The following is a 21,771-nucleotide window of genomic DNA, read 5'->3' as shown; positions in this document are numbered from 1 at the left end:
AGCGGGTACTTTTTGGGTGCCGGTACCGCCGAGGGGAGCCGACAGCCGTGAGCACTTCCACAGGACGGTCGACGGCCGTCGTGATCGGCGCGGGACCGGCCGGGCTGACCGCCGCGCGGGTGCTCGCCGACCGGTTCGACCGGGTGGTGGTGCTCGACCGGGACGAGCTGACCGGCGCCGACGTGCCGGGCCCGCAGCCGCACGTGATCCTGGTCGCCGGCCAGCGGGCGATCGAGGAGCTGTTCCCGGGGCTGCCGAAGGAGCTGGTGGAGGCCGGTGCCGCCGTGGTGGAGACCGGCAGCGAGCTGATCCTGCACCGCTACGGGCGCACCTGGCCGCCGATGCACGTCCGTTCCCACATGATCACCATGACCCGTCCCCTCCTGGAGCGGGCGATCCGCCGCCGGGTCGCGGACCTCCCGCACGTCGAGATCAAGGGCGGGTCCGCGGTCGCGGGCCTGACCGGCGACGGTCACCGCGTCACCGGCGTCCGCTTCTCCGCGGGAACATCCACCGATGCCGACCTCGTCGTCGACTGCACGGGCAGGCACGCGCTCTCCGACGCGTGGCTCCTCGCGCTGGGCGCCACCCCGCCGGAGGTCTCCGAGGTGACGGCCGGCATCACCTACGCCAGCCGGCTGCTGCGCCGCAAGTCCGGTGATCTCCCCGCCGGTCAGGCCCTGTGCGTCCTGCCGAGCCCGCCGGAAGAAAAGCGGCTCGGCGTCGCCCTCCCGGTCGAGGACGACCAGTGGCTCGTCACGCTCGGCGGCTGGCACGGCGAGCACGCCGGCACCGGCGACGAGGAGTACCTGGCGTACGCCCGCGCGCTGCCCCACCCGGCCCTGGCCGACCTGCTCGAACGCGCCGAGCCGGTGAGCGACGTCGCCGTGCGGCACTTCCCGTCCAGCCGCTGGCGCCACTTCGAACGCCTCCGCGCCCTGCCCGCCGGCTACGTGGCCGTCGGCGACGCCTACTGCAGCTTCAATCCCGTGCACGGCCAGGGCGTCACCGCGGCCGCGCTCCAGGCGCAGGCGCTCGGCTGGGTGCTGGACCGGGAGCCGGACGGGCCGGTGACGGCGCGCTTCGCGCGGGAGTTCCACCGGGCGGCCGCGGCCGTGGTGCAGACGCCGTGGCGCTTCGCGGTCGGCGGCGACTTCGACTATCCCGAGACGACCGGGTCCCGCCCGCGCGGCACCGGCCTGGTCAACCGCTACGCGGCGCGGCTGCACGACGCGGCCCGCACGTCGGTGGAGGTGCGGCGGACGTTCTACTCCGTGCAGCACCTGGTGTCGCCGGCGTCGGCGCTCTTCACGCCGCAGATGATGGCGCAGGTGATCAAGGCGTCGGGTAGGCCCTGAGCACGTCCTCGACGATCCGTTCCGGCGCACGCGTGGCGTCGACCTTCGCGCCGGCCTCCCCCTCGTGCAGCGGCTCCAGCGCCGCGAACTGCGAGTCGATCAGCGAGGGCGGCATGAAGTGCCCCTCCCGCTTCGCCATCCGTTCGGCGATCACGTCCTTCGGCACGTCCAGGTGCAGGAACCAGAGGTCGGCGTCGGCCCGGCGGAGGCGTTCGCGGTAGGGGTGGCGCAGGGCCGAACAGGTCACCACCCCGCCCTTGTCCCGCTGGCCGCCGATCCACTCCGCGATGGCGTCGAGCCACGGGGCCCGGTCGGCGTCGTCCAACGGCACGCCCGCGGTCATCTTGTCCACGTTGGCCGCCGGGTGGAAGTCGTCCGCCTCGGCGTACGGCACACCGAGCCGCTCGGCGAGCAGCCGGCCGATCGTGGTCTTGCCCGAACCGGCCACGCCCATCACGACCACGACGGGTCTCGACATTCTTTTCCCTTCGTCGGCCGGCATCCCGCACAAGCCTAGGTGTCACCACGGGATACCTTGCACATAGGCAGATCACTAGTATCCGCGGGGAGTGTTCGTGACGCAGCCGGCCGTGGCGGTGCCGCCCGTGGTCAACGTGCCCAACGCGATCACTCTTGTGCGCACCGTCGTCGCGATCGGCCTCGCCGTGCCGGCCATCACGCACGCCAGCGTCAAGCTCGCCGTCACCGCCTACCTCTGCTACTGGATCGGCGACATCCTCGACGGGCTCTCCGCACGGCTGCTCAAGCGGGAGACCCGCATCGGCGCGGTGTTCGACATCATCTCCGACCGGGCCTGCTGCGCCATGTGCGCCGCCGCGCTGCTGGTGCTCAAGCCGGAGATGACCCTGCCGGTGACGCTCTTCCTGATCCAGTTCATGGTGATCGACTGTGTGCTGAGCCTGGCGTTCCTCTACTGGCCGCTGGTCAGCCCCAACTACTTCGGCTCCGTGCACAGCGGCGTCTACCGGTGGAACTGGTCCCCGCCGGCCAAGGCGATCAACACCAGCGGCGTGGTGTTCCTGGTGCTGTTCGCGCCGTCGCCGTGGTGGCCCGTGGCGTTCGTGCTGGCGGTGGCGGTCGTCAAGGTGGTGTCCCTCGGGGCGGTCGCGCGGCTGCTCGTGAGGCCGTCCCGGTGAATCCCGCCGCCGCGTACCTCGCCACGGTGGCTTGGGGGACGATGTCGGCGTTCCTGCCGGCGACCCCCGTGGAGCCCTATCTGTTGGGGCTCATGGCCACCACCGACGCGCACCCCGTGCCGCTCGGGATCGCGGCGGCCCTCGGGCAGTCCGCCGGCAAGCTGATCATCTTCCTGAGCGCCCGCGGCGTCCTGAACTCCTCCCGCCTGCGGGCCTGGCGGGACAAGCGGGCCGCCGTGCCGGCTCCGGAGGTGGCGCGCGAACGCACGTCGTTCCGCCGGATGCTGGCCCGCGTCGGCGACGCCGGACGGCGCCTGCTCGCCCTGCTCGACCGGCCCGCGCTGACCGTGCCGATCGTGCTGCTCAGCGCCGTCACCGGCCTGCCGCCGCTGCTGATCACCACGGTCTACGCGGCCCGCACCGCGGTCAGCGGAACGGTCTTCGGGCTGACCTGCCTGGTCGGGCGGTCCGCGCGGTTCGTGGCGATCAGCGTGGCGCCGACGCTGTTTCTCGGCTAGCTCCGTCGGCCACAATCGTCGGAGCACCACCTTTCCGCACCCCCGATCGCGGCATCGAGGCGGTCCCATGAACATCGACCAAGACGTCGGCTCCCTGGTCCGGCGTGCCGCCGAGGGAGACGAACGCGCCTGGGAACAGCTGGTGGCCCGCTATTCGCCGCTGATCTGGCTGTACTGTCGCGTGATCGGGCTCGACCGGGTCGAGACGCTGGCTGTCACGCAGTTCGTGTGGGACCTATTCCTCCTGCAGCGATCCGAGCCTCGACAGTGGGGCGATTTCGCGTCGTGGCTGAAGTCCACCGCACGCGCCGAGGCCCACCGGATCCGGCGGCAGCACACCCCGAGGAACGTCCTAGTTGCGTTGTATGCCGGTCGTGCGAACCTGCCGTGGAGGCTGACCGCAGAGCGCGATGCCGCTATGCAGGTCGCATTCGACAACCTGTCAGCCCTCAACCGGCAACTTCTGGGGTGGATCGTCGACGGCTACCCCGACGCCGACATCGGCACGCGCCTGGGCATGTCGGGAGACGAGGTCGACCGGGCGCGTACGCGGCTGCGCGAGCAGCTTCGTCGATCGTCGGCGGTTGCGACGCTGGCGAACGACGACGCGCTGCTGGCCGTCCCCGGGCCCGCCACCGACCGTCGCGATGAACCGGTCGCTTTGGTCACCCCATACGAGGTACCGGTGACCGGCCGCGTAGCGGGTCATGACGTACAAATCCTCAGGCAACCCGCTCCGGGCACAAACCCGGTCGGCCGCCCTGTCCTTTCCCCCATTCGGACTCCGGGGCGGCCCGCGCCGCGCACCGGCGTCGACCGGAGGCCGCCGACGGCCGGCACGTCACTGCCCGTCGATGCCTATCTGGACACGGACGATCGGCAAGCGGCGGACCGGCTGGTGCGTGCGCTGGACGCTCTCGCCGAACGGCTGGGCTTCAGCGGCCCGCTCGACGAGGAGTACCGGACCGGCTCGATCTGGCGTCTCGCCTCGGCACTCCTCAAGCGCGATCTGACCCGGGACGACCTGCACCGGCAACGGCGCAACGTCATGTACTCCCTCGGCCTGCGCGGCAACGGCCCGATCGACCCTGACCTCATTCAGGCGATCAACGAGTTCCTGTCGGCACTGGCCGCGATCCGCGGCGACGCGGCCGTCTTCCTCCCACCGCAGCTGCTCTTCATCCGCTACGACATCGCGCCGACTCCGGTCCTCAACGTCCTGTTCCTGACCGACGCGGAGGTCGGGGCCATCGAGGCCGACCGCAGCCTGTTGACCGAGCCCCGGCAGCTCCTGCGGCGCCTTTCCGCGGCGACCGCACGGGAGCCGGTCAGGATCAACGGTTCGCGGCCCGCCGCCCCTCGGTCCGGCATCGGCCTCGTCAAGCTGCGGATCTGCTCCTCGCTGGGCGACGAATGGCGCGAGGTCGCCGACTACCTCGAGGTGCCGGTGGACGCGCAACACCGTTTCGCCGCCGGCCGCGAGCCTCGCGACCTGTGGCACTACCTCGAGCGTCGCAAGCGGCTCGACGAACTCGGTGACGCGCTGACCGCCGTCGGACGTGCCGACCTCGCCGTGCTGCTCAGATCTGATCGAGTCTGAGCGTCGCCGCTCCCCCTGAGCCGCTCAGCAGTCCGCGACGAACGCGCCGAGCAGCTCCGCGAACGCCTCCGGGGTCTCGACGTGCGGTGCGTGCCCGGCACCGTCGATGAGCTGCACCTCGCCGCGCCACAGCGTCGGGGCGTGCAGCTTGCGCAGGTGATCGAGGCTGACGAGCTGTTCGCCGGTGCCGTGCAGGATCGCCAGCGGAACGGGCAGCGCCGCGACGATCGCCACCTCGTCGGTGAACCTGCCCTCGCCGATGCTCGCCCCCAGCCCACCCCGTGCGGCGCCGTCGGTCGCCAGGATGTCGGCCGTGAAGGCGTCCGGCGCCACCGTCGCACCGGGCGCGAGGAAGCTGGTGGCGTAGGCGTGCGCCTGAGCCGCGTCGACCTCGGGGCTGAACCCGATCGCCACGGCCGGGTTGGGCAGGAACGCCGTCGCGAGATCGGCGGGGCCGGCGACCGGCGGGGTGCCGAACACGGCGATCCCGGCCGGCTCGGGCAGCAGCGGCGCGGCCTCGATGACGATGTGCCCGCCGAGGCTCCATCCGACGTAGACGGCGCCGCGGAGTTCCAACGCCCGCGCGAACCCGGCGACGACGGCCGCGTATCCGGGCATCGAGTACGTCACCGGGTCGGCGGCCGGCGGCGACTGGCCGTGCCCCGGCAGGTCGATCGCGAACGCCCGATGGCGGCGCCCGAACTCGCCGTCGAGCAACGGCGTCCAGGTGGCCGCGGAAGAGGAATTGCCGTGCACGAGGATCACCGGACGGCCGGTGCCTCCGCTGTCCCGGTACGCGATCGGCTGTCCGTCGATGTCCACCGTCGATCCACTCATCGCCCCACCGTATCCATCGCGTCGAGCAGCGCCGGCAGCGTCGCGGCGGCGGTGCCGCGCAGGTTGACCGCGCAACCGCGGTCGAGCGGCGTCGGTGCCGGGTTCACCTGGATGACGGCCGCGCCGGATCGGGCGGCCACCCGCGGGATCTCCGCCGCCGGGTACACCAGTCCCGACGTGCCCACGCTCAGCAGAACGTCGCACCCGGCGGCCGCCTCGACCGCCGCCGTCAAGGCCTCCTCGGGCAGCGCCTCGCCGAACCACACCACGCCCGGCCGGACCATCGCTCCACAGTGGACACAGCGGGGTGGTGCGAGCCGGCGCCCCTCCGCCGGTTCGGCGGCGGCCGTCGGGAAGTCGGCGGGGTGCCCGGCCAGGCAGCGCGGCGCGAACAGGCTGCCGTGCAGGTGCACCGGTGCCGCCGAGCCGGCGCGTTCGTGGAGGTCGTCGACGTTCTGCGTGACGGCAGGGTTGGCGGGGCCGCCGGGTGGGCATGCAGAAGTTCATGGTCAATCCGGCTGAGGTCCCCGACGACTACCCACCGATCGACCCCGGCGAGCCGATCCCGGACGACCCGGGCGAACTGCTGCCGGACACGCCGGACACGTTGCCGCCGGCGCCGCACGAGCCCGGTCGCGGCCCCGGCGATCCCGGCGGTGTCCCGGAACCCGCGTAGGCGCCACGCCGCGAAGCAGCGTCCCGCCGCGAGGTCCGCCAGAGTGATGTCGCGGTGTGACATGACTAGACTCGCTCCCGTGGGGAGATGGGAGGCGGACGCCCCGGGTCGGCTGCGCGCGGCCGCACTGGAGCTCTACGTCGAACGCGGCTTCGAGCAGACCACCGTCGCCGACATCGCCGGCCGGGCCGGCCTCACCGCGCGCACGTTCTTCCGCCACTTCGCCGACAAGCGCGAGGTGCTCTTCTCCGGCACGAACGCCCTGCGCGACCGCATCGTCGACGCGCTCGAGGCCGCCCCCGCCGACGTTCCCACGATGGTGGCCGTCGGCGCCGCCGTTCAGGCCGGTGCGGAGTACCTCGGGCAGCACCGGGAGCAGTCGCGGCGCCGCCAGTCGATCATCATGGCCCACGCCGAGCTACGCGAACGCGGGCTGATCAAGATGGCGTTCCTGTCCGCCGCGCTCGCCGACGGGCTGCGCAAGCGCGGGGTACCCGACCCGGACGCCGCTCTGGCCGCCGAGACCGGGATGGTGGCGGTGCGGGTGGCGTTCGAGCAGTGGGTCGGTGCGCGTTCCGGCCCGGGGCTGCCCGAGCTCACCCGCGACGCGCTCGGCCGCCTGACGGCCATCGTCGCCGCGGTGTCGCACTGACCGGTCAGTTTTCGAGAAGCGACCCCGCCCCACCCGGACCTACCGTTTCCGCATGAACCTCAACTGGCACAAGGGAATCCGTCAACTGCACCGCTGGACGGCCGTCGTCTTCACGCTGACCGTGGTCGTCACGTTCGTCGCGCTGGCGCAGGAGGATCCGATCGTGTGGATCTCCTACACGCCGCTGCCGCCGCTGTTCGTGCTGCTGTTCAGCGGGCTGTTCCTGTTCGCCGTCCCGTACGCGGCGAAGTGGCGCCGCCGCCGCAACGCCTCCGTCGCCGGGTAACGTCGGCGTTCATGGCGACCCACTGGACGCTCGGCTGCGACGCCACCGACCCGCAGCGGATCGCGCGGTTCTGGGCCCGGGCGCTCGACTACGTGCCCGAGCCCGGTTTCGACGGCCCCGACAACGCCTCCATCGTCGACCCCGACGGGGTGGGGCCGGCGATCGGCTTCCTGCGCGTGCCCGAACCCAAGACCGCCAAGAACCGCATGCACATCGACGTCCGCGTCGCCGCCGACGCACCACGCGAACAGGCGGTGCGCGCGAAGGTGGCCGAGCTGGTGTCGTTCGGGGCGACGGTGGTGCGCGAGGAGCACTACGGCGACGCGTTCGGGCACGTCGTCATGCTCGACCCCGAAGGGAACGAGTTCTGCGTCGCCTGAGGCGGCCGCTCAGGCGGCACAGGTCCGGATCGGTACAAGCCACGGCCACTCCCGCGACCCGGAGACGAGCAGGTACCAGGCGAAGCGGCCGGTGTCGAAGCCCAGGTCGATGTCGCCGAGGCCGGATCCGGACCGCCTGGCTCGCGCGTCGCCGCCCAAGTAGTGGGGGCTTACGCAGCTCATCCGGCGGTTTTGACCCGCACAATGCCCCACCACTTGCCCGAGCACCCACCCGCCGAGGCGCCCGCGGGCGGCTGAGCGGGCGGCGCCGCGGCGTATCAGCGAGATGTGCGCGTCCTGTCAGCGCGCCCGCGCATCCTCGGATCATGGATTACGCGTTCCAGGCCGAGGGTCTGGTGAAGAGATTCGGGAGCACGACCGCGCTCGACGGGGTGGATCTCGCGGCCCGGCCGGGTTCGGTGCTCGGCGTCCTCGGGCCGAACGGCGCGGGCAAGACGACCAGCGTGCGCATCCTCGCCACGCTGCTGCGCCCCGACGCCGGCCGGGCGGTCGTGGGCGGGTTCGACGCGGTGCACAAGCCGCACGAGGTGCGCCGCCGGATCGGACTGACCGGCCAGTACGCCTCGGTCGACGAGGACCTGACCGGCACCCAGAACCTGGTGCTGATCGGCCAACTGCTGGACCTGCCCAAGCGGGAGGCCCGGCACCGCGCCCACGAACTGCTGCACCAGTTCGACCTGGCGGAGGCGGCGGGGCGGCCGGTGCGCACCTACTCGGGCGGCATGCGCCGGCGGCTCGACCTCGCCGCGAGCCTCGTCGGCCGGCCGAACGTCATCTTCCTCGACGAGCCCACGACCGGCCTCGACCCGGTCAAGCGCGACGACGTGTGGCACATGATCCGCGGCCTGACCGCCGAGGGCGTGACGGTGCTGCTGACCACGCAGTACCTCGAGGAGGCCGACGCGTTGGCCGACGAGATCTCCGTGATCGACCACGGGCGGGTCATCGCGCACGGCACCTCGTCGGACCTGAAGCGGGTCGTCGGCGGGCAGACCGTGGTGGTCCGGCCCACGGACGCGGGGCGCATGGACGAGGTGCGCGCCATCCTGTCGGCGGTCGCCGGCCGCGCGGCCGAACGCCCCGGCCCGGGTGTGCTGTCGGTGCCGGTCGACGGCGACGCGGCGTTCACGGCGGTGGTGCGGCGCTTGGACGACGCCGGCATCGGGGTCACCGAACTGGCCCTGCGCCTGCCGAGCCTCGACGAGGTGTTCTTCGCCCTGACCCACCCCTCATCGCAGGCCGCCAAGGCGGCGGAAAAGGTGCTCGCATGACCACGATCACGGTGCCGGTGCTGGCCAAGGGGCGGCCGATGGGGCTCGTCCGGCACAGTCTCGCGCTCGCCCGGCGCAGCCTCATCAAGACGTTGCGCACGCCGGAGCAGCTGCTCGACGTGACGCTGCAGCCGATCATCTTCATCGCGATCTTCGTGTACCTGCTCGGCGGGGCGATCACCGGTTCGCGCACGACGTATCTGCAGTTCCTGCTGCCGGCGCTGCTCGTGCAGACGGTGATGTTCGCGTCGGTGGCCACGGGCGCGAGCCTGAACACCGACGTGAAGAAGGGCGTCTTCGACCGGTTCCGCAGCCTGCCGATCAGTCGCGCGGCACCGCTGATCGGGTCGGTCGTCGGCGATCTCGTGCGGTTCGTGGTGTCGATCGTGGTGATGCTGGGGTTCGGTGCCGCGATCGGGTTCCGGATCAAGACGTCGCCGCTGGAGGTGCTGGCCGCCTGCCTGCTGGTGATGCTGTTCGCGTTCTGCCTGAGCTGGATCTGGGTGCTCTTCGGGGTGCTGATGCGCGAGCCGGGTGCGGTGCAGGGCGTGGCGTTCATGGCGATGTTCCCGCTGACGTTCGGCACCAACATGCTGGTTCCCACGGACACCTTGCCGGGGTGGTTGCAGGCCTGGGTGAAGATCAACCCGGTGGCCGACGTCATGGCGGCCGCCCGCGGCCTGATGAACGGCGGCCCGGTCGCGAGCCCGGTGCTGACGACGATCGCCTGGTCGCTCGGCATCCTCGCGGTCTTCGCCCCGCTGGCGGTGGCGGCCTACCGCCGCAAGGCATAGGGCTTTCATCTCGCGGGCCCGTCGGGGGCGCGACCGTTGCCTCCCGGGCCGCACCGCTGGGCCCTGCGGGCCTACGCTGTCACGCCCGCGTCCACTCGCGGCGCCTCCGGCGGCCGGATCCCCGGCCTACGCCGGGTCGATGATCGACAGGGCCTCCGGCCGCGGTAGCGCGCTCCCCCGCGCGACCGCGGCGGCCAGCGTTCTGTCGGCGGCGCAGGCCGTCGACAGGCGTACCGCTGTGGCGTCGGAAAGGTCTCGCGTGCCGCGTATGCCCTCCGAGGCACCGAGTATCAGGGCGGCGCGTGCGCGGTCGCCGCGGGCCCACGCCAGGGCCGCCGACGCGACGGCCGCCTTGGCGACGACCGGCATGTCGTTCGAGGCGCGGGAGAGGTCGAGTGCGGTGCGCACCTCCTCGGTGGCCGCGTCGAGGTCGCCTCGTTCCAGGGCCAGCAGGGCCATCGAAGTGCGGATCAGCGCCCGGAACTGGGACGCCGCCTGCCGCCCCGACTCCTGGTACGACCAGGCCCGCGCGTAGTGCACGGCGGCCGTGTCGAGGTCGCCCGCACACCGGGCGATGTCCCCGAGCGCCAGCAGCGCGAACGAGGCGTTGCGCGCGTCGGCCGGCGCCTTGCGGGTGCGCGCGAACTCGGTGAGCCAGGCCTTCGCGCGTTCGGTCTCGCCGGTGGCGGCCCACAGCGACGCCAGCCACACCTCCTGATAGGGCACGTCGGCGCGGGGATCCAACTCCCGGGTCAGCGCGATCGACTCCTCGACCAGCGCCGCCGCCTCGGCGGACCGGCCGGCCTTCAGGTGCGCGTCGGCCAGCGTGACCATGGCGGTGGAGAGGCCCCAGCGCTCCCCCACCGTGCGGAAGAGCCGGATCGCCTCGGTCAGGTCGGCGACCATCTCGGCGTGGTGGCCGGCGTTCTCGTGCATGTGGCCGCGCATGGAGACCGCCATCGCGCGGGCCCACGGGTGCGGGTGGTGCAGCGCGCGGTCGACGGCGGCGAGGCCGGCGTCCAGGTCACCGGAGAAGAGCACCATCGCCGGCTCGACCAGCACCAGGAACGGGTGCCGTTCGACGATGTCCAGCTCCCGGATGCGCGGCAGCATGTCCTCGATCTCGGCCAGCATGAGGCGGAAGTCGTTCGACATCGCCGAGTTGATGAGGTGCATGGCGTGCACCAGCAGCCGGGCGTCCGGCGGGGCGTCGCCGGGCACGTCGCGCGCCCGGGCCAGCCAGCCCGCGGCCTCCTCCCCGCCGCCCACGATCGTCCAGAACTGGCACAGCGCCGCGGCCAGCCGCACGGCCGTGTCGGCGTCGCCGGTGTCGCACGCGAAGGCGAGCGCGGCGAGGAAGTTGTCCTGGTCGTCGGTGAGCCGCGCGATCCACTCGACCTGTTCGGCGCCGAGCAGATGGTCCCTGGCCTCCTCGGCCGCGGCGAGGAAGTAGCGCGCGTGCGCGACGCGGGCGTCGTCGCCGGTGAGCCGTTCGAGGGCGTACTCCCGGATCGTCTCGAGCATCCGGTACCGCGGCTCGGTGTCCTCTGTGGACACGACCTGGAGCAGCGACTTGTCGGTCAGTGCGAGCAGCAGGTCGGGAGCGTCCGATGTGGACACTCCGCGGGCCGCCGACGCGGTGATGACGCCGGCGAAGACGGAGAGGCGTTCCATCAGGTGGCGTTCGGCGTCGTCGAGCAGGTCCCAGCTCCAGTCGACGACGGCGCGCAGGGTCCGGTGGCGGGGCAGGGCCGTGCGGCTGCCGCCGGTCAGCAGCCGGAACCGGTCCCCCAGCCGGTGCGCGACCTGTTCGACGGTGAGCGAACGCAGCCGCGCGGCGGCCAGTTCGACGGCAAGGGGCAGCCCGTCGAGGCGCCGGCAGATCTCCGCCACGGCCGGGGCGTCGGCGTCGGACACCACGAACCCGGGCCGCACCGCCGCCGCCCGGTCGGCGAACAGCCGCACCGCGGTGGGCAGCGGGAGCGGGCCGACCGGACAGAGCGTCTCGCCGAAGACGCCCAGCGGCTCCCGGGTCGTGGTGAGCACCCGCAGTTCGGGGCAGCGGCCCAGCAGGTCCTCGGCGAGGCGGGCGACCGCGTCGAGCACGTGTTCGCAGTTGTCGAGGATCAGCAGCGTCGGGCCGGCCGAGAGCGCCGTGGCGAGGCGTTCGGTCAGGTCGGGCAGCGGTTCGGGGCGGGAGCCCGGTGCGCTCTCCCGGGTGCCGAGGGCGCGCAGGACCGCGGGGCCGACGTCGTCTGGGTCGGTCACCGGTGCCAGTTCGGCCAGCCAGACGCCGCCGGGCATGCGCTCCGCGAGGGCGGCGCCGACGGTCGACGCCAGTCGCGTCTTGCCGGCTCCGCCGGGTCCGACCAATGTGGACAGTCGCTGCGCGCGGACCAGTTCGGCGATCCGCCGCAGTTCCTCTTCCCTCCCGTGGAACGTCGTCAGCGCCGCCCGCAGATTTCCCGTGCGCCGCCGCTGTTCCGGGGCGGTGCGCAGGATCGTCAGGTACGCCTCGCGCAGTTCGACGGAGGGGTCGACGCCCAGCTCGTCGGCAAGCCGCCGCCGGCAGTCCGCGTAGGCCGCGAGCGCCTCCGCCTGCCGCCCGTCCGCGTGCAGGGCGCGCATCAGCAGCGCGTTCGGGCGTTCCCGCAGAGGATGTGACGCGACGGCGGCCCGCAGCTCGGCGATCAGCTCGACCGGCGCGCGGATCCGCAGGTCGGCCTCGACCCGGTCCTCCCACGCGGACAGCCGCAGCTCCTCGTAGCGGGCCACGTGTCCGGAGGCCCAGCCGCTCGCGGCGACGTCGGCGAGCGCCGGCCCGCGCCACAGCCCCGACGCGTCGGCCAGCAACCGCGACGCACCCGCGAAGTCGTTGTCCTGCAGGGCTTTGCGCCCCTCCTCGACCGCACTCTCGAACCGGAACGCGTCGACGTCGGCGGCCTCGACCGCGAGCCGGTAGCCGCCCGGGACGGCCGCGACGGCACCGCCGCCCAGCGCCCGCCGCAGCCGGGACACCAGTGCCTGCAACGCGTTCGTCGCCTCGGGCGGCGGCGCCCCGCCCCACACGGCGTCGGCGAGCAGGTCGAGGCCGACCGGCCGGCCCGGGGCGAGGGCCAGCCGGATCAGCAACGCGCGCAGCCGGGCGCCGGTCACCTCGACCGGCGCCCCGTCCCGGACCACGCGAAGCGGCCCCAGGATGTCTACCCGCATTCCAGGCCGCCTAAGCCTCGGCCACGGCCTGGGCGAACTGCGCCGCGTACAGCCGCGCGTACGGACCACCGGCCGCGATGAGGGCGTCGTGCGTGCCCTGCTCCACGATGGACCCGTTCTCCATGACGAGAATCGTGTCCGCGTCGCGGATCGTGGACAGGCGGTGCGCCACCACGAAACTGGTCCGGCCGGTGCGCAGCGCCTCGGTGGCCTTGCGTACCAACACCTCCGTGCGGGTGTCCACAGAGGATGTCGCCTCGTCCAGGATCAGGATCCGCGGCGCCGCGAGGAACGCCCGCGCGATCGTGATGAGCTGGCGTTCGCCGGCGCTGAGGTTGCCGCCCTCCTCGTCGATGACGGTGTCGTAGCCGTCCGGCAGGGTGCGCACGAAGCGGTCGACGTGTGCCGCCTCGGCCGCCGCCACGATCTCCTCGCGGGTCGCGTCGCCGGCCCCGTAGGCGATGTTGTCGGCGATGCTCGCCTCGAAGAGCCAGGCGTCCTGCAGCACCACGCCGATCTGGCGGCGCAGGTCGTCGCGGGACATGCTCGCGATGTCGACCCCGTCCAGGGTGATCCGGCCGCCGGTCACCTCGTAGAAGCGCATCAGCAGGTTGACCAGCGTGGTCTTGCCGGCGCCGGTGGGCCCGACGATGGCGACGGTGCTGCCCGGCTCGACGTTCAGGTCGAGGTTCTCGATCAGCGGCCGGTCCTCGACGTAGCGGAACGACACCTTCTCGAACGCCACCCGCCCGCGCACGCCACCGTCCACAGTGGACGGCTCGGCCGGGTCCGGCGACTGCTCCTGCGCGTCGAGCAGCTCGTACACCCGCTCGGCGGAGGCGATGCCGGACTGCAGCAGGTTGGCCATGCTCGCCACCTGCGTCAGCGGCTGGCTGAACTGCCGGGTGTACTGGATGAACGCCTGCACGTCCCCGAGCGACATCGCACCGCTCGCCACGCGCAGCCCGCCGACGACCGCCACCAGCAGGTAGTTGACGTTGCTGATGAACATCATCGCCGGCTGCATCACGCCGGAGATGAGCTGTGCCTTGAAGCTCGATCCGTACAGCGCCGCGTTGTGCGTGTCGAACGTCTCCGCCGACTCCTTGTGCCGCCCGAACGCGCTCACCAGCGTGTGCCCGGTGAACATCTCCTCGATGTGCCCGTTGAGCTTGCCGGTGGTGGCCCACTGCGCCACGAACTGCGGCTTGGAGCGCTGCGCCACCTGCTTGGCCACGACGGCCGACAGCGGCAGCGTGACGAGTGCGATCAGGGCCAGCAGCGGCGAGATCCACAGCATCATCGCGAGCACACTGATGATCATCAGCACCGAGACGATGAGCTGCTGGAGCGTCTGCTGCAACGTCTGGGCCAGGTTGTCGGTGTCGTTCGTGGCGCGGCTGAGCACCTCGCCGCGCGGCTGCTTGTCGAAGTAGCTCAACGGCAGCCGCGACAGCTTCACCTCGATCTGTTCGCGCATCCGGTACACCAGCCGCTGCACGATGTACGTCGCGAACCGGCCCTGCGCCAGGCCGGCGAGCCAGGCGATCACGTACACGGCGGCCGCCCACGCGAGCACGTGCCAGAGGCGGGTGAAGTCGATGCCCTGTCCGGGGATCACGTTCATCGACGAGACCATGTCGGCGAGCGTGTCGTCGCCGCGCTGGCGCATGCCGGCGACGACCTGTTCCTTGGTGACGCCGTCCGGGAGCTGCTTGCCGACGACGCCCTCGAAGATGACGTCGGTGGCGCGGCCGAGAATGTACGGGCCGGCGACGCTGAGGCCGGTGCTCACGGCGCCGAGGACGAGCGCGCCGATGAGGTGGGCGCGTTCCGGGCGCATGCCGCGCAGCAGGCGCATCGTGGTGCCCTTGAAGTTCTCCGCCTTCGCGGGCGGCAGGGCGCCGGCCATGAAGCGCGCCGGCCCCGAGGGTACCGGAGCCCGGTTCTGGGTAGGTGCAGTCATGAGCTCCGCCTCTCCGGGAGTGCGCTGGAAAAGACCGTGCGGCACGCCGTGCGCCGCTTCGCGCCGGCCCTCATGCCGCAGCCTCGGTGAGAGTGAGCTGGGAGAGGACGATCTCGCGGTAGGTGTCGTTGGACTCGAAGAGTTCGGTGTGGGTGCCGATCCCGACCACGCGCCCCGCGTCGAGGACGACGATGCGGTCGGCGTCGCGGATCGTGCTGACCCGCTGGGCGACGATCACCACGGTCGCGTCGCGGGTCTCCGCCGCCAGGGCCGCGCGGAGCGCGGCGTCGGTGCTGTAGTCCAGCGCCGAGAACGAGTCGTCGAAGAGGTACACCTGCGGCCGGTGCACGATCGCGCGGGCGATCGCGAGCCGCTGGCGCTGGCCGCCGGAGACGTTCGTGCCGCCCTGGGCGATCGGGGCGTCGAGTCCCTCGGGGAACGCCGACACGAAGTCCGCCGCCTGGGCGATCCGCAGCGCGGCCCAGAGTTCCTCGTCGGTGGCGTCGGGCCGGCCGTAGCGCAGGTTGGACGCGACGGTCCCGGAGAAGAGGAACGCCTTCTGCGGCACGATGCCGATCGCGCGGGACAGGTCGTCGGTGTCCAGGTGCCGCACGTCCACACCGTCGAGCAGCACGGCACCGCCGGTCGTGTCGAACAGCCGCGGCACCAGGTTGATCAACGTCGACTTGCCCGAACCGGTGCCGCCCACGATCGCGGTCACCTCACCCGGCCCGGCCGTGAACGAGATGTCGTGCAGCACCGCCAGTTCGGCGCCGGGGTAGCGGAACTCCACGTCCCGCACCTCCAGCCGCCCACGCGGCTCGCTCCGCTTCGTCGCGGTGGCCGGCGGCAGCACGGTCGGCTCGGTGCGCAGCACCTCCTCGATGCGTTCGGCGCACACCTCCGCGCGCGGGATCATGACGAACATGAACGTCGCCATCATCACCGACATCAGGATCTGCATCAGGTAGCTGAGGAACGCCGTCATCTCGCCGACCTGCAGCGCGCCGCTGTCGATCTGCTTGCCGCCGAACCAGAGCACGGCCACGCTGGTGATGTTCACGATCAGCATCACCGTCGGGAACATGATCGACATGAGCTTGCCGAGCCGGATGCCGACGTCGGTCAGCTGCTCGTTGGCGTCCCGGAAGCGCTGCTCCTCGTGCCGTTCGCGGACGAACGCCCGGATCACCCGGATGCCGCTGATCTGCTCGCGCAGCACGCGGTTGACCCCGTCGATGCGTTCCTGCGCGAGCCGGAACAGCGGCCGCAGGAAGAAGACCAGCGTGGCGATCACGGCGAGCAGCAGCGGCAGCACGAGCACCAGCAGCCCGGAGAGCGGCACGTCGAGACTCAGCGCCATGACGATGCCGCCGACGCACATGATCGGCGCCGCCACCATCATCGTGAACCCCATCAGCACGACCATCTGGACCTGCTGGACGTCGTTGGTGGTGCGGGTGATCAGCGACGGCGCGCCGATGTGCGAGACCTCCTGGGCGCTGAAGCGCTGCACCCGGTGGAAGAGCGACGCGCGGACGTCCCGGCCCAGCGCCATCGCCGTGCGGGCACCGTAGTACAGCGCCACGATCTGGCAGATGACCTGCGCGACCGAGACCCCGAGCATGACGCCGCCGATGCGGACGATGTAGCCCGTGTCGCCCTTGACGACGCCGTGGTCGATGATGTCCGCGTTGAGCGTCGGCAGATAGAGCATCACGAGCGTCTGGAGGAACTGGAACGCCACGATCATGACTATCGCGCCGCGATACGGGCGCAGATGACTGCGCAACAGTGAGATCAACATCCGGTGGTTTCCTCCCCGTGGTGGCAGGACGGGCGCAGCAGCACGCCGTCCAGAAGCAGCGGCACGATGTCGTCCCGGTCGAGCGTGTTGACGTCGTTCTTGCCGAACTCCTCGGTGCGCACCGCCACGGTCACCAGCCACATCAGCAACTGCGCGATGCTGTCGGGGCTGCGCCGCAGGCGGTGCCGGTCGGGCTCCAGCAGCTCCACGACGGCTGCCGTCACCCGTTCGCGGCCGGCGTTGAGCTGCGACATCAGCTCCTTGTGATCGCCGAACGCGGTCGGGTGGGTGTGCACGGTGACCATGAGGTTCATGCGGGCGCTGAGGCGTTCGGTGAGCACGCGGGTCGCCTCGGTGAGCCGCTCCCGCAGGGGCGCCTCGGTGGCGATCGCGCGCAGCGAGACGAGCGTCGTCTCCGGGTCGAACGCGCTCAGCACGGTCGCGGCGAGCAGGGCGGCCTTGTCCGAGAAGACGCCGAAGATGGTGCCCTCGGCGACCCCGGCCGCCCGCGCGATCTGCCGGGTGCTCACCGTCGGCCCGTGCGCCTGGAGCAGCGGGATGGTCGCCGCCACGAGCGCCGCCCGCCGCTCGTCGGGTGAGAGCGCCGGGACGCGTTGGCGGCGGCCGGCCGCCGGGGTGTCTGCTGGCACGGCCGCAACTGTAATGAGTGAGCGCTCACTCAGCCAAGCGAATTATCGGAGAAGTGCCCGCGCGTACTCCGCCGGCGTCACGCCGAACCGCTGCTTGAACGCCCGCACGAAGTGGCTGCTGTCGGAGAACTGCCAGCGTGCGGCGATCTCCGACACGCTCGGCCGGGCGCCGGAGGACTCCAGGGCGAGCCTCGCCTGCTCCAACCGGCGGCGCCGGACGTACGCGCCGACCGGCTCCCCCACCGCCGCGAACGCCCGGTGCAGCGTGCGCACCGAGACGTTCAGCGAACGGGCGAGCGTGGCCGGTGACAGTTCGGGGTCGGTGAGGCGTTCGTCGGCGAGCCCCTGTGCGGCGCGCGCCAGCGCCGGGGCCAGTGCCGGCTCCGCGCCGTCGACGTGCCGGCGCAGCACACCCGCCACCAGTTCGACCAGGGCGTTGCGGGCGGCGCGGGAACCGGCCGGGGTCAGCTCCGGCAGCGTCTCGCTCAGCACGCGCGCGTGGGCGGTGAGCACCCGCAGTTCCGCCGAGTCGGCCGCACCCGTCACCGGCCGGTCGCCGATCAGCGGCCGCAGCGCCGCCGACGGGAGCACCATCAGCGTGGCCACCGTCCCGGACGCCATCCGGAAGTGCGCGGGCCGGCCGACGTAGCGCACCAGGAAACCGCCGGCCGGCACCGTTCGCCCGTCGTCGAACGTCCACCCGCCGCGCCGCATCACCCAGACCCGCACCTGGTCGTCGTTGCCGTCGAGGGCGCCCGTCGTGCGGATCGGCCGGTCGCTGTGCCCGTGCATGACGACGGCGTCGTGCACCTTCACGGCGCGCAGCCGCACCCGGAAGTCACCCGTCGACACCGGGCTGAACGTCGGCAGCGGAAAGCCCGCGCCGATCTGTGCCGCCCAGCCGTCGCGGAACGCGTCGAACCCATGGGCGACGTCGAGAGCAAGGAAACCCATGGATTCGGCACCGTCGTTCCAGGTCGTGGCGCGGGCGTTCTACGGCGCACCGCGGATCGCTCCCTACGGTGTCATGCCATGAGTGCAACGGAACAACCCCCCGTCTTCTTCTCCGCGCTACACCTCGCCGACCGCATCTGGCCGGAGCAGCCCACGGTGTCGTTCGAGGAACGGGTCGCCGCCGCGGCCTCGGTGGGAGCCGTCGGGACGGGCGTGAACTCCTACGAGCTGACCGCGCTGCTGGCCACCCGCACGCACGCCGACCTGCGCGCCGTCGCCGAGCACCACGGCCTCCCGATCGGCGAGGTCGAACTGGCGCTCGGCTGGTACGTCTCCGGCGACGACCTCGGCTTCGGCACCGAGGCGGCCGTCTTCGACCACGCGGAGAGGCTCGGCGCCACCCGGGTGAAGACCGTCGCCAACATCATTCCGCCGGCCGAGAGCCCGACGCCGGAGCAGGCGGTCGAACGGTTCGCGGCGCTGTGCGACCGGGCGGCCGAGCGCGGGCTCACCATCGGCCTGGAGCCGGTCGGGCTGGACCCGACGTTCACCCACGCCGACGCGGCCGAGGTCGTGCGCCTCGCCGACCGCCCGAACGGCGGCCTCGTCCTCGACGCGTGGCACGTGTTCCGCGACCCGACCGGGCTGTCCACCCTGGAGGCCGTCGACGGGCGGCACATCGTCTCCGTGGAGATCTGCGACGCGCACGCCGTCCCGCAAGGCGAGAACATCCAGGACGACTGCCTCAACCACCGGCTGCTGCCCGGCGAGGGCGAACTCGACCTCGTGCGCTTCGCGCGCCTGCTGTGGGCGAAGGGCGTCCGGATGCCGGTCTCCCTGGAGGTGCTCAACACCGAGCTGCGCACGCTCTCGCCCAAGGAGAACGCCGAACGCTCGGTGGCCGCCCTACGGGCCCTCGTCACCCGAGCGGCGGGCCAGTAGCAGCACCGTGTCGACGTCGAGCGTGACGCGTTCGCCCAGCGCGTCGCACAGGTCCGCGTAGAGCGCCGCACGCACGGCGTCGTCCAGCAGCCGGTACCGGGAGACCGTGTCGAGGAACGCCACATAGTCCACAGTGGACATCTCTCGGCCGGCGCGGTAGATCCGCCACTCCGGCTCCTCGAACCCGGGCGCGCCGGCCAGGTCCCGGTACGCCTCCCAGTCGCGCACCCACTCGTCGCTCAGCGGTACGTACTCCTCCAGGAAACCGGGCTTGTGCCGCTCGTGCACCTCCTGGAAGCGTTGCCGCGCAACGGGATCGGCCAGGTCGTCGGCGTTCCAGAAGAGTGCGAGACCGCCGCCGGGGCGCAACATACCCGCGGCCCTGGACCAGCGCGTGCCCTCGTCCGTCCAATGCTCTGTTTCCCGTTCAGTGCACGGCTCCGCCCCACGGCGGCTTCCCTCCGCTGCGCTCCGGTCCAGGCGCCGTGCCATGCACACACTCAAAGGTCACAGCGGCCCGCCCTTCAACTCGTGGAAGCCGGCCGTCCCGGCCACCAGCAGCACACCGTCCCACAGCCGGCCCGCCTCGGCGCCGGTGGCACGCGGGCGAGCACCGGCCCGAAGAAGACGGCACCGCCGGCCCGGACGATCGGCGTGCCCACGTGGTCGCCGATCAGCCCGACGCCCGCCGCGTGCGAGGCCCGCACCGCCCCGTCCCACCCGGGGTTGCCGGCCTCGTCCAGCAGCGCCGCCGGTAGGCCGGCCGCGGCCAGCGCGCGCGGGCCGCCGGTCCAGTCGTCGGGCTCCACGACGTGCGTTCCCCAGGCGGCGTAGAGGCGTTCCGTCGCGGCCTCCCCGGCGGCCGCGAAGATGCGCACCGGGCCCCACAGCCAGCCCTCGGGGTCGTTCTCCGGGTCGTCGTCGCGGCCCTCGTTGAGCACGGAGAGGCTCATCAAACGCCAGCGCACCGACACGTCGCGCACCCGCGTCACCTCGACCAGCCAGCGGGAGGTGCGCCAGGTCAGCGGGCAGCTCGGGTCGAACCAGAAGTCGACGTCCACCGGTTCAGTCTGCCGCGGGCTTGACCCGTCCCCACCACTGCGCCGCCTCCTCTGGGGTGAGCCGGCGCTCCACCCGGGCCGCCGGCGTCATCAGCGGATAGGCCTTGCCGGCGGGCCACGAACGGGCGTTCGGCTCCGCGTCGAGCACCACCACCCGCACGTCCTCCACGCGCGGGATGTCGGCCGGCGTCCCGTCGTTCCCGATCCGTCCGCCCGCGGCGTCGCGGAGGGCCCAGCCGGCGTGGGTGCCACCGGGCGGCCGGGGCGCGTCCGGCTCGGTCACGGCGGCGATCTCCGCCGGGGTGGGGCGCCGGCCGGGCAGCAGGCCGTCGGCGGGCTCGCCGATCAGCGCGGCCGCGAGCAGCGTGTACAACTGGGCGTTGTCGGCGATGCCACCGATCGTGACGTGGAAGCCGGTGCCGGTACCGGCGAAGTCGCGGTCCAGGACGACGAGGCGTTCGTCGTCGAGGACGCGCAGCAGGCCCTCCAGGCGGCGCGGCGTCGCGTGCGTGTCGCGCACCGGCGGGATCGCGGCGGCGAGCCGCTCCCGCTGCGGCAGCATCGCGCGCACCGCCGCGTGCTGGCTCAGGTACACCACCGGCCGCACCCACCCGTCGAGGCAGAACCACGCCGCCACCGCCCGCTGCGCCCCGGGCACGCGCGCGAGGGTCGGCCCGATGCGCTCGGGGTCGTCGGCGGGCGGCAGCGGGCCGAACGCCTTCCGGTACGTCCGGCCGAACGTTCCGGCCATCTCCATCACCTCGGCGGCACGCTCGACGAGCGCCGGCACCGCGGCCGTCGGGTCCGTGCCGAACGGCGCGAGGAGGCCGACGAGACCCACCAGGTCCTCGCCGACCCCGAAGCCCGTCGTGAGGAGCAGGCCACACAGGCGTGCCAGTGCGTCCTGCACCTCCTCGGGGGAGGCCGAGTCCGCCCCGTCGCCGACGCGCCGCAGGGCACTGCTGAGGGCGTCGAGGTCGCGCCGGTCGGCGGCGGCGAGCACGGCGTCGACGTGGTCCGAGATCGGCACGTCAAGACTCTACGCGGGGGTGTGCGGAGAGGTTGTGGTCCCGGCCGTTGATGGCTAGCCTGCCGGGCAAGCCGCGCCGGTGCACGCCGGTCGGGGCGTCCCACCGGCGCGGCCCAGTTCCCGACTACTCGGTCGTCCCGTCGGGGACCGGCCAAGACAGTGGACGGAGTTCTCCATGACACAGCCCGCTGAGGTGCCGACGTCCGAACGGCCGCACAGCGGCGTCGTGATGACGGGTCACGACGGCGACGACGGGGTCAAGGCGTTCTACATCCTCATCGAGGCGCTGCCGGGCAAGACCGCCGAGGTGCGCACGATGCTCGCCGACATCCTGCGTTGCGTCCAGGACGAGCCGGCCACCGGCCCGTGGTACGCGGTGCAGCATTCCCCGACCACGTTCGCCATCTTCGAGGTGTTCCCCGATATCGCCGGGCGGCGCGCCCATGTTGCCGGCGGTGGCGGAGACATCTTCCGCGACATCGAGCGTATGAACGACATCCTGGCCGCACCGGCCCACGTCCAGAAGGTTGACGTTCTGATGAGCAAGCAGGTCTTCACAGCCCGCACGGTGTGACGCCGCCCGGTCGACGGGCCGGAC

General features: G+C 72.3%; 21 protein-coding genes and 2 pseudogenes. 12 read left to right on the top strand and 11 right to left on the bottom strand.

Annotation, left to right across the window (positions count from 1 at the left end; translation table 11 throughout):
* Window positions 1-47 precede the first annotated feature (47 nt).
* A complete protein-coding gene (locus tag Val02_RS08965) occupies window positions 48-1,358 on the top strand; it encodes an FAD-dependent oxidoreductase (protein ID WP_239152612.1) in 1,311 nt (436 codons plus the stop codon).
* On the opposite strand, the gene Val02_RS08960 is transcribed toward Val02_RS08965, so the two are convergent.
* Window positions 1,336-1,836, bottom strand: coding sequence for a gluconokinase (locus tag Val02_RS08960; protein ID WP_203898471.1), 501 nt, complete (start codon window positions 1,834-1,836; stop codon window positions 1,336-1,338). The two genes, Val02_RS08965 and Val02_RS08960, sit on opposite strands and share 23 nt — an antisense overlap.
* A 97-nt stretch (window positions 1,837-1,933) precedes the next feature.
* Here Val02_RS08960 and Val02_RS08955 point away from each other — a divergent pair, with 97 nt between their 5' ends.
* The 3 genes from Val02_RS08955 (at window position 1,934) to Val02_RS08945 (ending at window position 4,633) form a co-directional block, all read left to right on the top strand.
* Window positions 1,934-2,515, top strand: a complete 582-nt coding sequence (locus Val02_RS08955) for a CDP-alcohol phosphatidyltransferase family protein (protein WP_239152610.1) — start codon at window positions 1,934-1,936, stop codon at window positions 2,513-2,515.
* Complete coding sequence (locus tag Val02_RS08950) at window positions 2,512-3,033, top strand: hypothetical protein (protein WP_239152608.1); 522 nt, start codon at window positions 2,512-2,514, stop codon at window positions 3,031-3,033. The genes Val02_RS08955 and Val02_RS08950 overlap by 4 nt, the downstream gene beginning before the upstream one ends.
* Before the next feature lie 67 nt (window positions 3,034-3,100).
* Window positions 3,101-4,633, top strand: coding sequence for an RNA polymerase sigma factor (locus Val02_RS08945; protein WP_203898470.1), 1,533 nt, complete (start codon window positions 3,101-3,103; stop codon window positions 4,631-4,633).
* Window positions 4,634-4,657: 24 nt separating this feature from the next.
* On the opposite strand, the gene Val02_RS08940 is transcribed toward Val02_RS08945, so the two are convergent.
* Together Val02_RS08940 and Val02_RS08935 are read right to left on the bottom strand one after the other, a co-directional pair.
* The gene (locus Val02_RS08940) at window positions 4,658-5,470 is read right to left on the bottom strand and encodes an alpha/beta fold hydrolase (protein ID WP_203898469.1); all 813 of its coding nucleotides are present in this window, start codon (window positions 5,468-5,470) and stop codon (window positions 4,658-4,660) included.
* Window positions 5,467-5,934, bottom strand: a pseudogene (locus Val02_RS08935) (SIR2 family NAD-dependent protein deacylase); the annotation flags it as partial. The pseudogene Val02_RS08935 and the gene Val02_RS08940, both read right to left, overlap by 4 nt.
* Before the next feature lie 29 nt (window positions 5,935-5,963).
* On the opposite strand from Val02_RS08935, the gene Val02_RS08930 reads away from it, so the two are divergent.
* The 6 genes from Val02_RS08930 (at window position 5,964) to Val02_RS08905 (ending at window position 9,550) form a co-directional block, all read left to right on the top strand.
* Entirely contained in the window at window positions 5,964-6,146 is a 183-nt protein-coding gene (locus Val02_RS08930; protein ID WP_203898554.1) for a hypothetical protein, read from the top strand.
* A 79-nt stretch (window positions 6,147-6,225) separates the two neighbouring features.
* The gene (locus Val02_RS08925) at window positions 6,226-6,798 is read left to right on the top strand and encodes a TetR family transcriptional regulator (protein WP_203898468.1); all 573 of its coding nucleotides are present in this window, start codon (window positions 6,226-6,228) and stop codon (window positions 6,796-6,798) included.
* A 52-nt stretch (window positions 6,799-6,850) separates the two neighbouring features.
* The gene (locus Val02_RS08920) at window positions 6,851-7,084 is read left to right on the top strand and encodes a hypothetical protein (protein ID WP_203898467.1); all 234 of its coding nucleotides are present in this window, start codon (window positions 6,851-6,853) and stop codon (window positions 7,082-7,084) included.
* A gap of 11 nt (window positions 7,085-7,095) precedes the next feature.
* Window positions 7,096-7,464, top strand: a complete 369-nt coding sequence (locus Val02_RS08915; protein ID WP_203898466.1) for a VOC family protein — start codon at window positions 7,096-7,098, stop codon at window positions 7,462-7,464.
* Between the two features lie 326 nt (window positions 7,465-7,790).
* On the top strand, window positions 7,791-8,756 hold the full coding sequence (locus tag Val02_RS08910) for an ATP-binding cassette domain-containing protein (protein ID WP_203898465.1): 966 nt from the start codon (window positions 7,791-7,793) through the stop codon (window positions 8,754-8,756).
* A complete protein-coding gene (locus tag Val02_RS08905; protein ID WP_203898464.1) occupies window positions 8,753-9,550 on the top strand; it encodes an ABC transporter permease in 798 nt (265 codons plus the stop codon). The genes Val02_RS08910 and Val02_RS08905 overlap by 4 nt, the downstream gene beginning before the upstream one ends.
* Window positions 9,551-9,676: 126 nt before the next feature.
* Here the strand turns inward: Val02_RS08905 and Val02_RS08900 are convergent, their stop codons facing one another.
* From Val02_RS08900 to Val02_RS08880, 5 genes are all read right to left on the bottom strand, one after another.
* A complete protein-coding gene (locus Val02_RS08900) occupies window positions 9,677-12,763 on the bottom strand; it encodes an ATP-binding protein (protein ID WP_203898463.1) in 3,087 nt (1,028 codons plus the stop codon).
* 10 nt (window positions 12,764-12,773) lie between these two features.
* Complete coding sequence (locus Val02_RS08895) at window positions 12,774-14,729, bottom strand: ABC transporter ATP-binding protein (protein ID WP_203898462.1); 1,956 nt, start codon at window positions 14,727-14,729, stop codon at window positions 12,774-12,776.
* Between the two features lie 70 nt (window positions 14,730-14,799).
* Window positions 14,800-16,536, bottom strand: coding sequence for an ABC transporter ATP-binding protein (locus tag Val02_RS08890; RefSeq protein WP_203898461.1), 1,737 nt, complete (start codon window positions 16,534-16,536; stop codon window positions 14,800-14,802).
* Window positions 16,530-17,186 (bottom strand): TetR/AcrR family transcriptional regulator, encoded by a 657-nt coding sequence (locus Val02_RS08885; protein WP_203898460.1) that lies wholly within the window; start codon window positions 17,184-17,186, stop codon window positions 16,530-16,532. Before Val02_RS08885 ends, Val02_RS08890 begins: the two co-directional genes overlap by 7 nt.
* 42 nt (window positions 17,187-17,228) lie before the next feature.
* The gene (locus tag Val02_RS08880; protein WP_203898459.1) at window positions 17,229-18,140 is read right to left on the bottom strand and encodes a helix-turn-helix domain-containing protein; all 912 of its coding nucleotides are present in this window, start codon (window positions 18,138-18,140) and stop codon (window positions 17,229-17,231) included.
* Window positions 18,141-18,218: 78 nt separating this feature from the next.
* Between Val02_RS08880 and Val02_RS08875 the strand changes: the two genes are divergently transcribed.
* Complete coding sequence (locus Val02_RS08875) at window positions 18,219-19,082, top strand: sugar phosphate isomerase/epimerase family protein (protein ID WP_203898458.1); 864 nt, start codon at window positions 18,219-18,221, stop codon at window positions 19,080-19,082.
* Here the strand turns inward: Val02_RS08875 and Val02_RS08870 are convergent.
* The 3 genes and pseudogenes from Val02_RS08870 to Val02_RS08860 form a co-directional block, all read right to left on the bottom strand.
* Window positions 19,047-19,454: a hypothetical protein gene (locus tag Val02_RS08870; protein WP_203898457.1), complete on the bottom strand. Its 408-nt coding sequence runs from the start codon at window positions 19,452-19,454 to the stop codon at window positions 19,047-19,049. The genes Val02_RS08875 and Val02_RS08870 overlap by 36 nt on opposite strands.
* A 135-nt stretch (window positions 19,455-19,589) precedes the next feature.
* Window positions 19,590-20,143: pseudogene (locus tag Val02_RS08865) on the bottom strand (mycothiol-dependent nitroreductase Rv2466c family protein).
* Between the two features lie 4 nt (window positions 20,144-20,147).
* Window positions 20,148-21,173 (bottom strand): hypothetical protein, encoded by a 1,026-nt coding sequence (locus Val02_RS08860; RefSeq protein WP_203898456.1) that lies wholly within the window; start codon window positions 21,171-21,173, stop codon window positions 20,148-20,150.
* A 175-nt stretch (window positions 21,174-21,348) separates the two neighbouring features.
* Here Val02_RS08860 and Val02_RS08855 point away from each other — a divergent pair, with 175 nt between their 5' ends.
* The gene (locus tag Val02_RS08855; RefSeq protein ID WP_203898455.1) at window positions 21,349-21,747 is read left to right on the top strand and encodes a putative quinol monooxygenase; all 399 of its coding nucleotides are present in this window, start codon (window positions 21,349-21,351) and stop codon (window positions 21,745-21,747) included.
* The last annotated feature ends 24 nt before the right edge of the window (window positions 21,748-21,771 follow it).

The organism is Virgisporangium aliadipatigenens, from assembly GCF_016863615.1.
Taxonomy (GTDB): domain Bacteria; phylum Actinomycetota; class Actinomycetes; order Mycobacteriales; family Micromonosporaceae; genus Virgisporangium; species Virgisporangium aliadipatigenens.
Note: the sequence above shows the minus strand (reverse complement) of the source record. Positions and strands in the feature narration are given on the sequence as shown.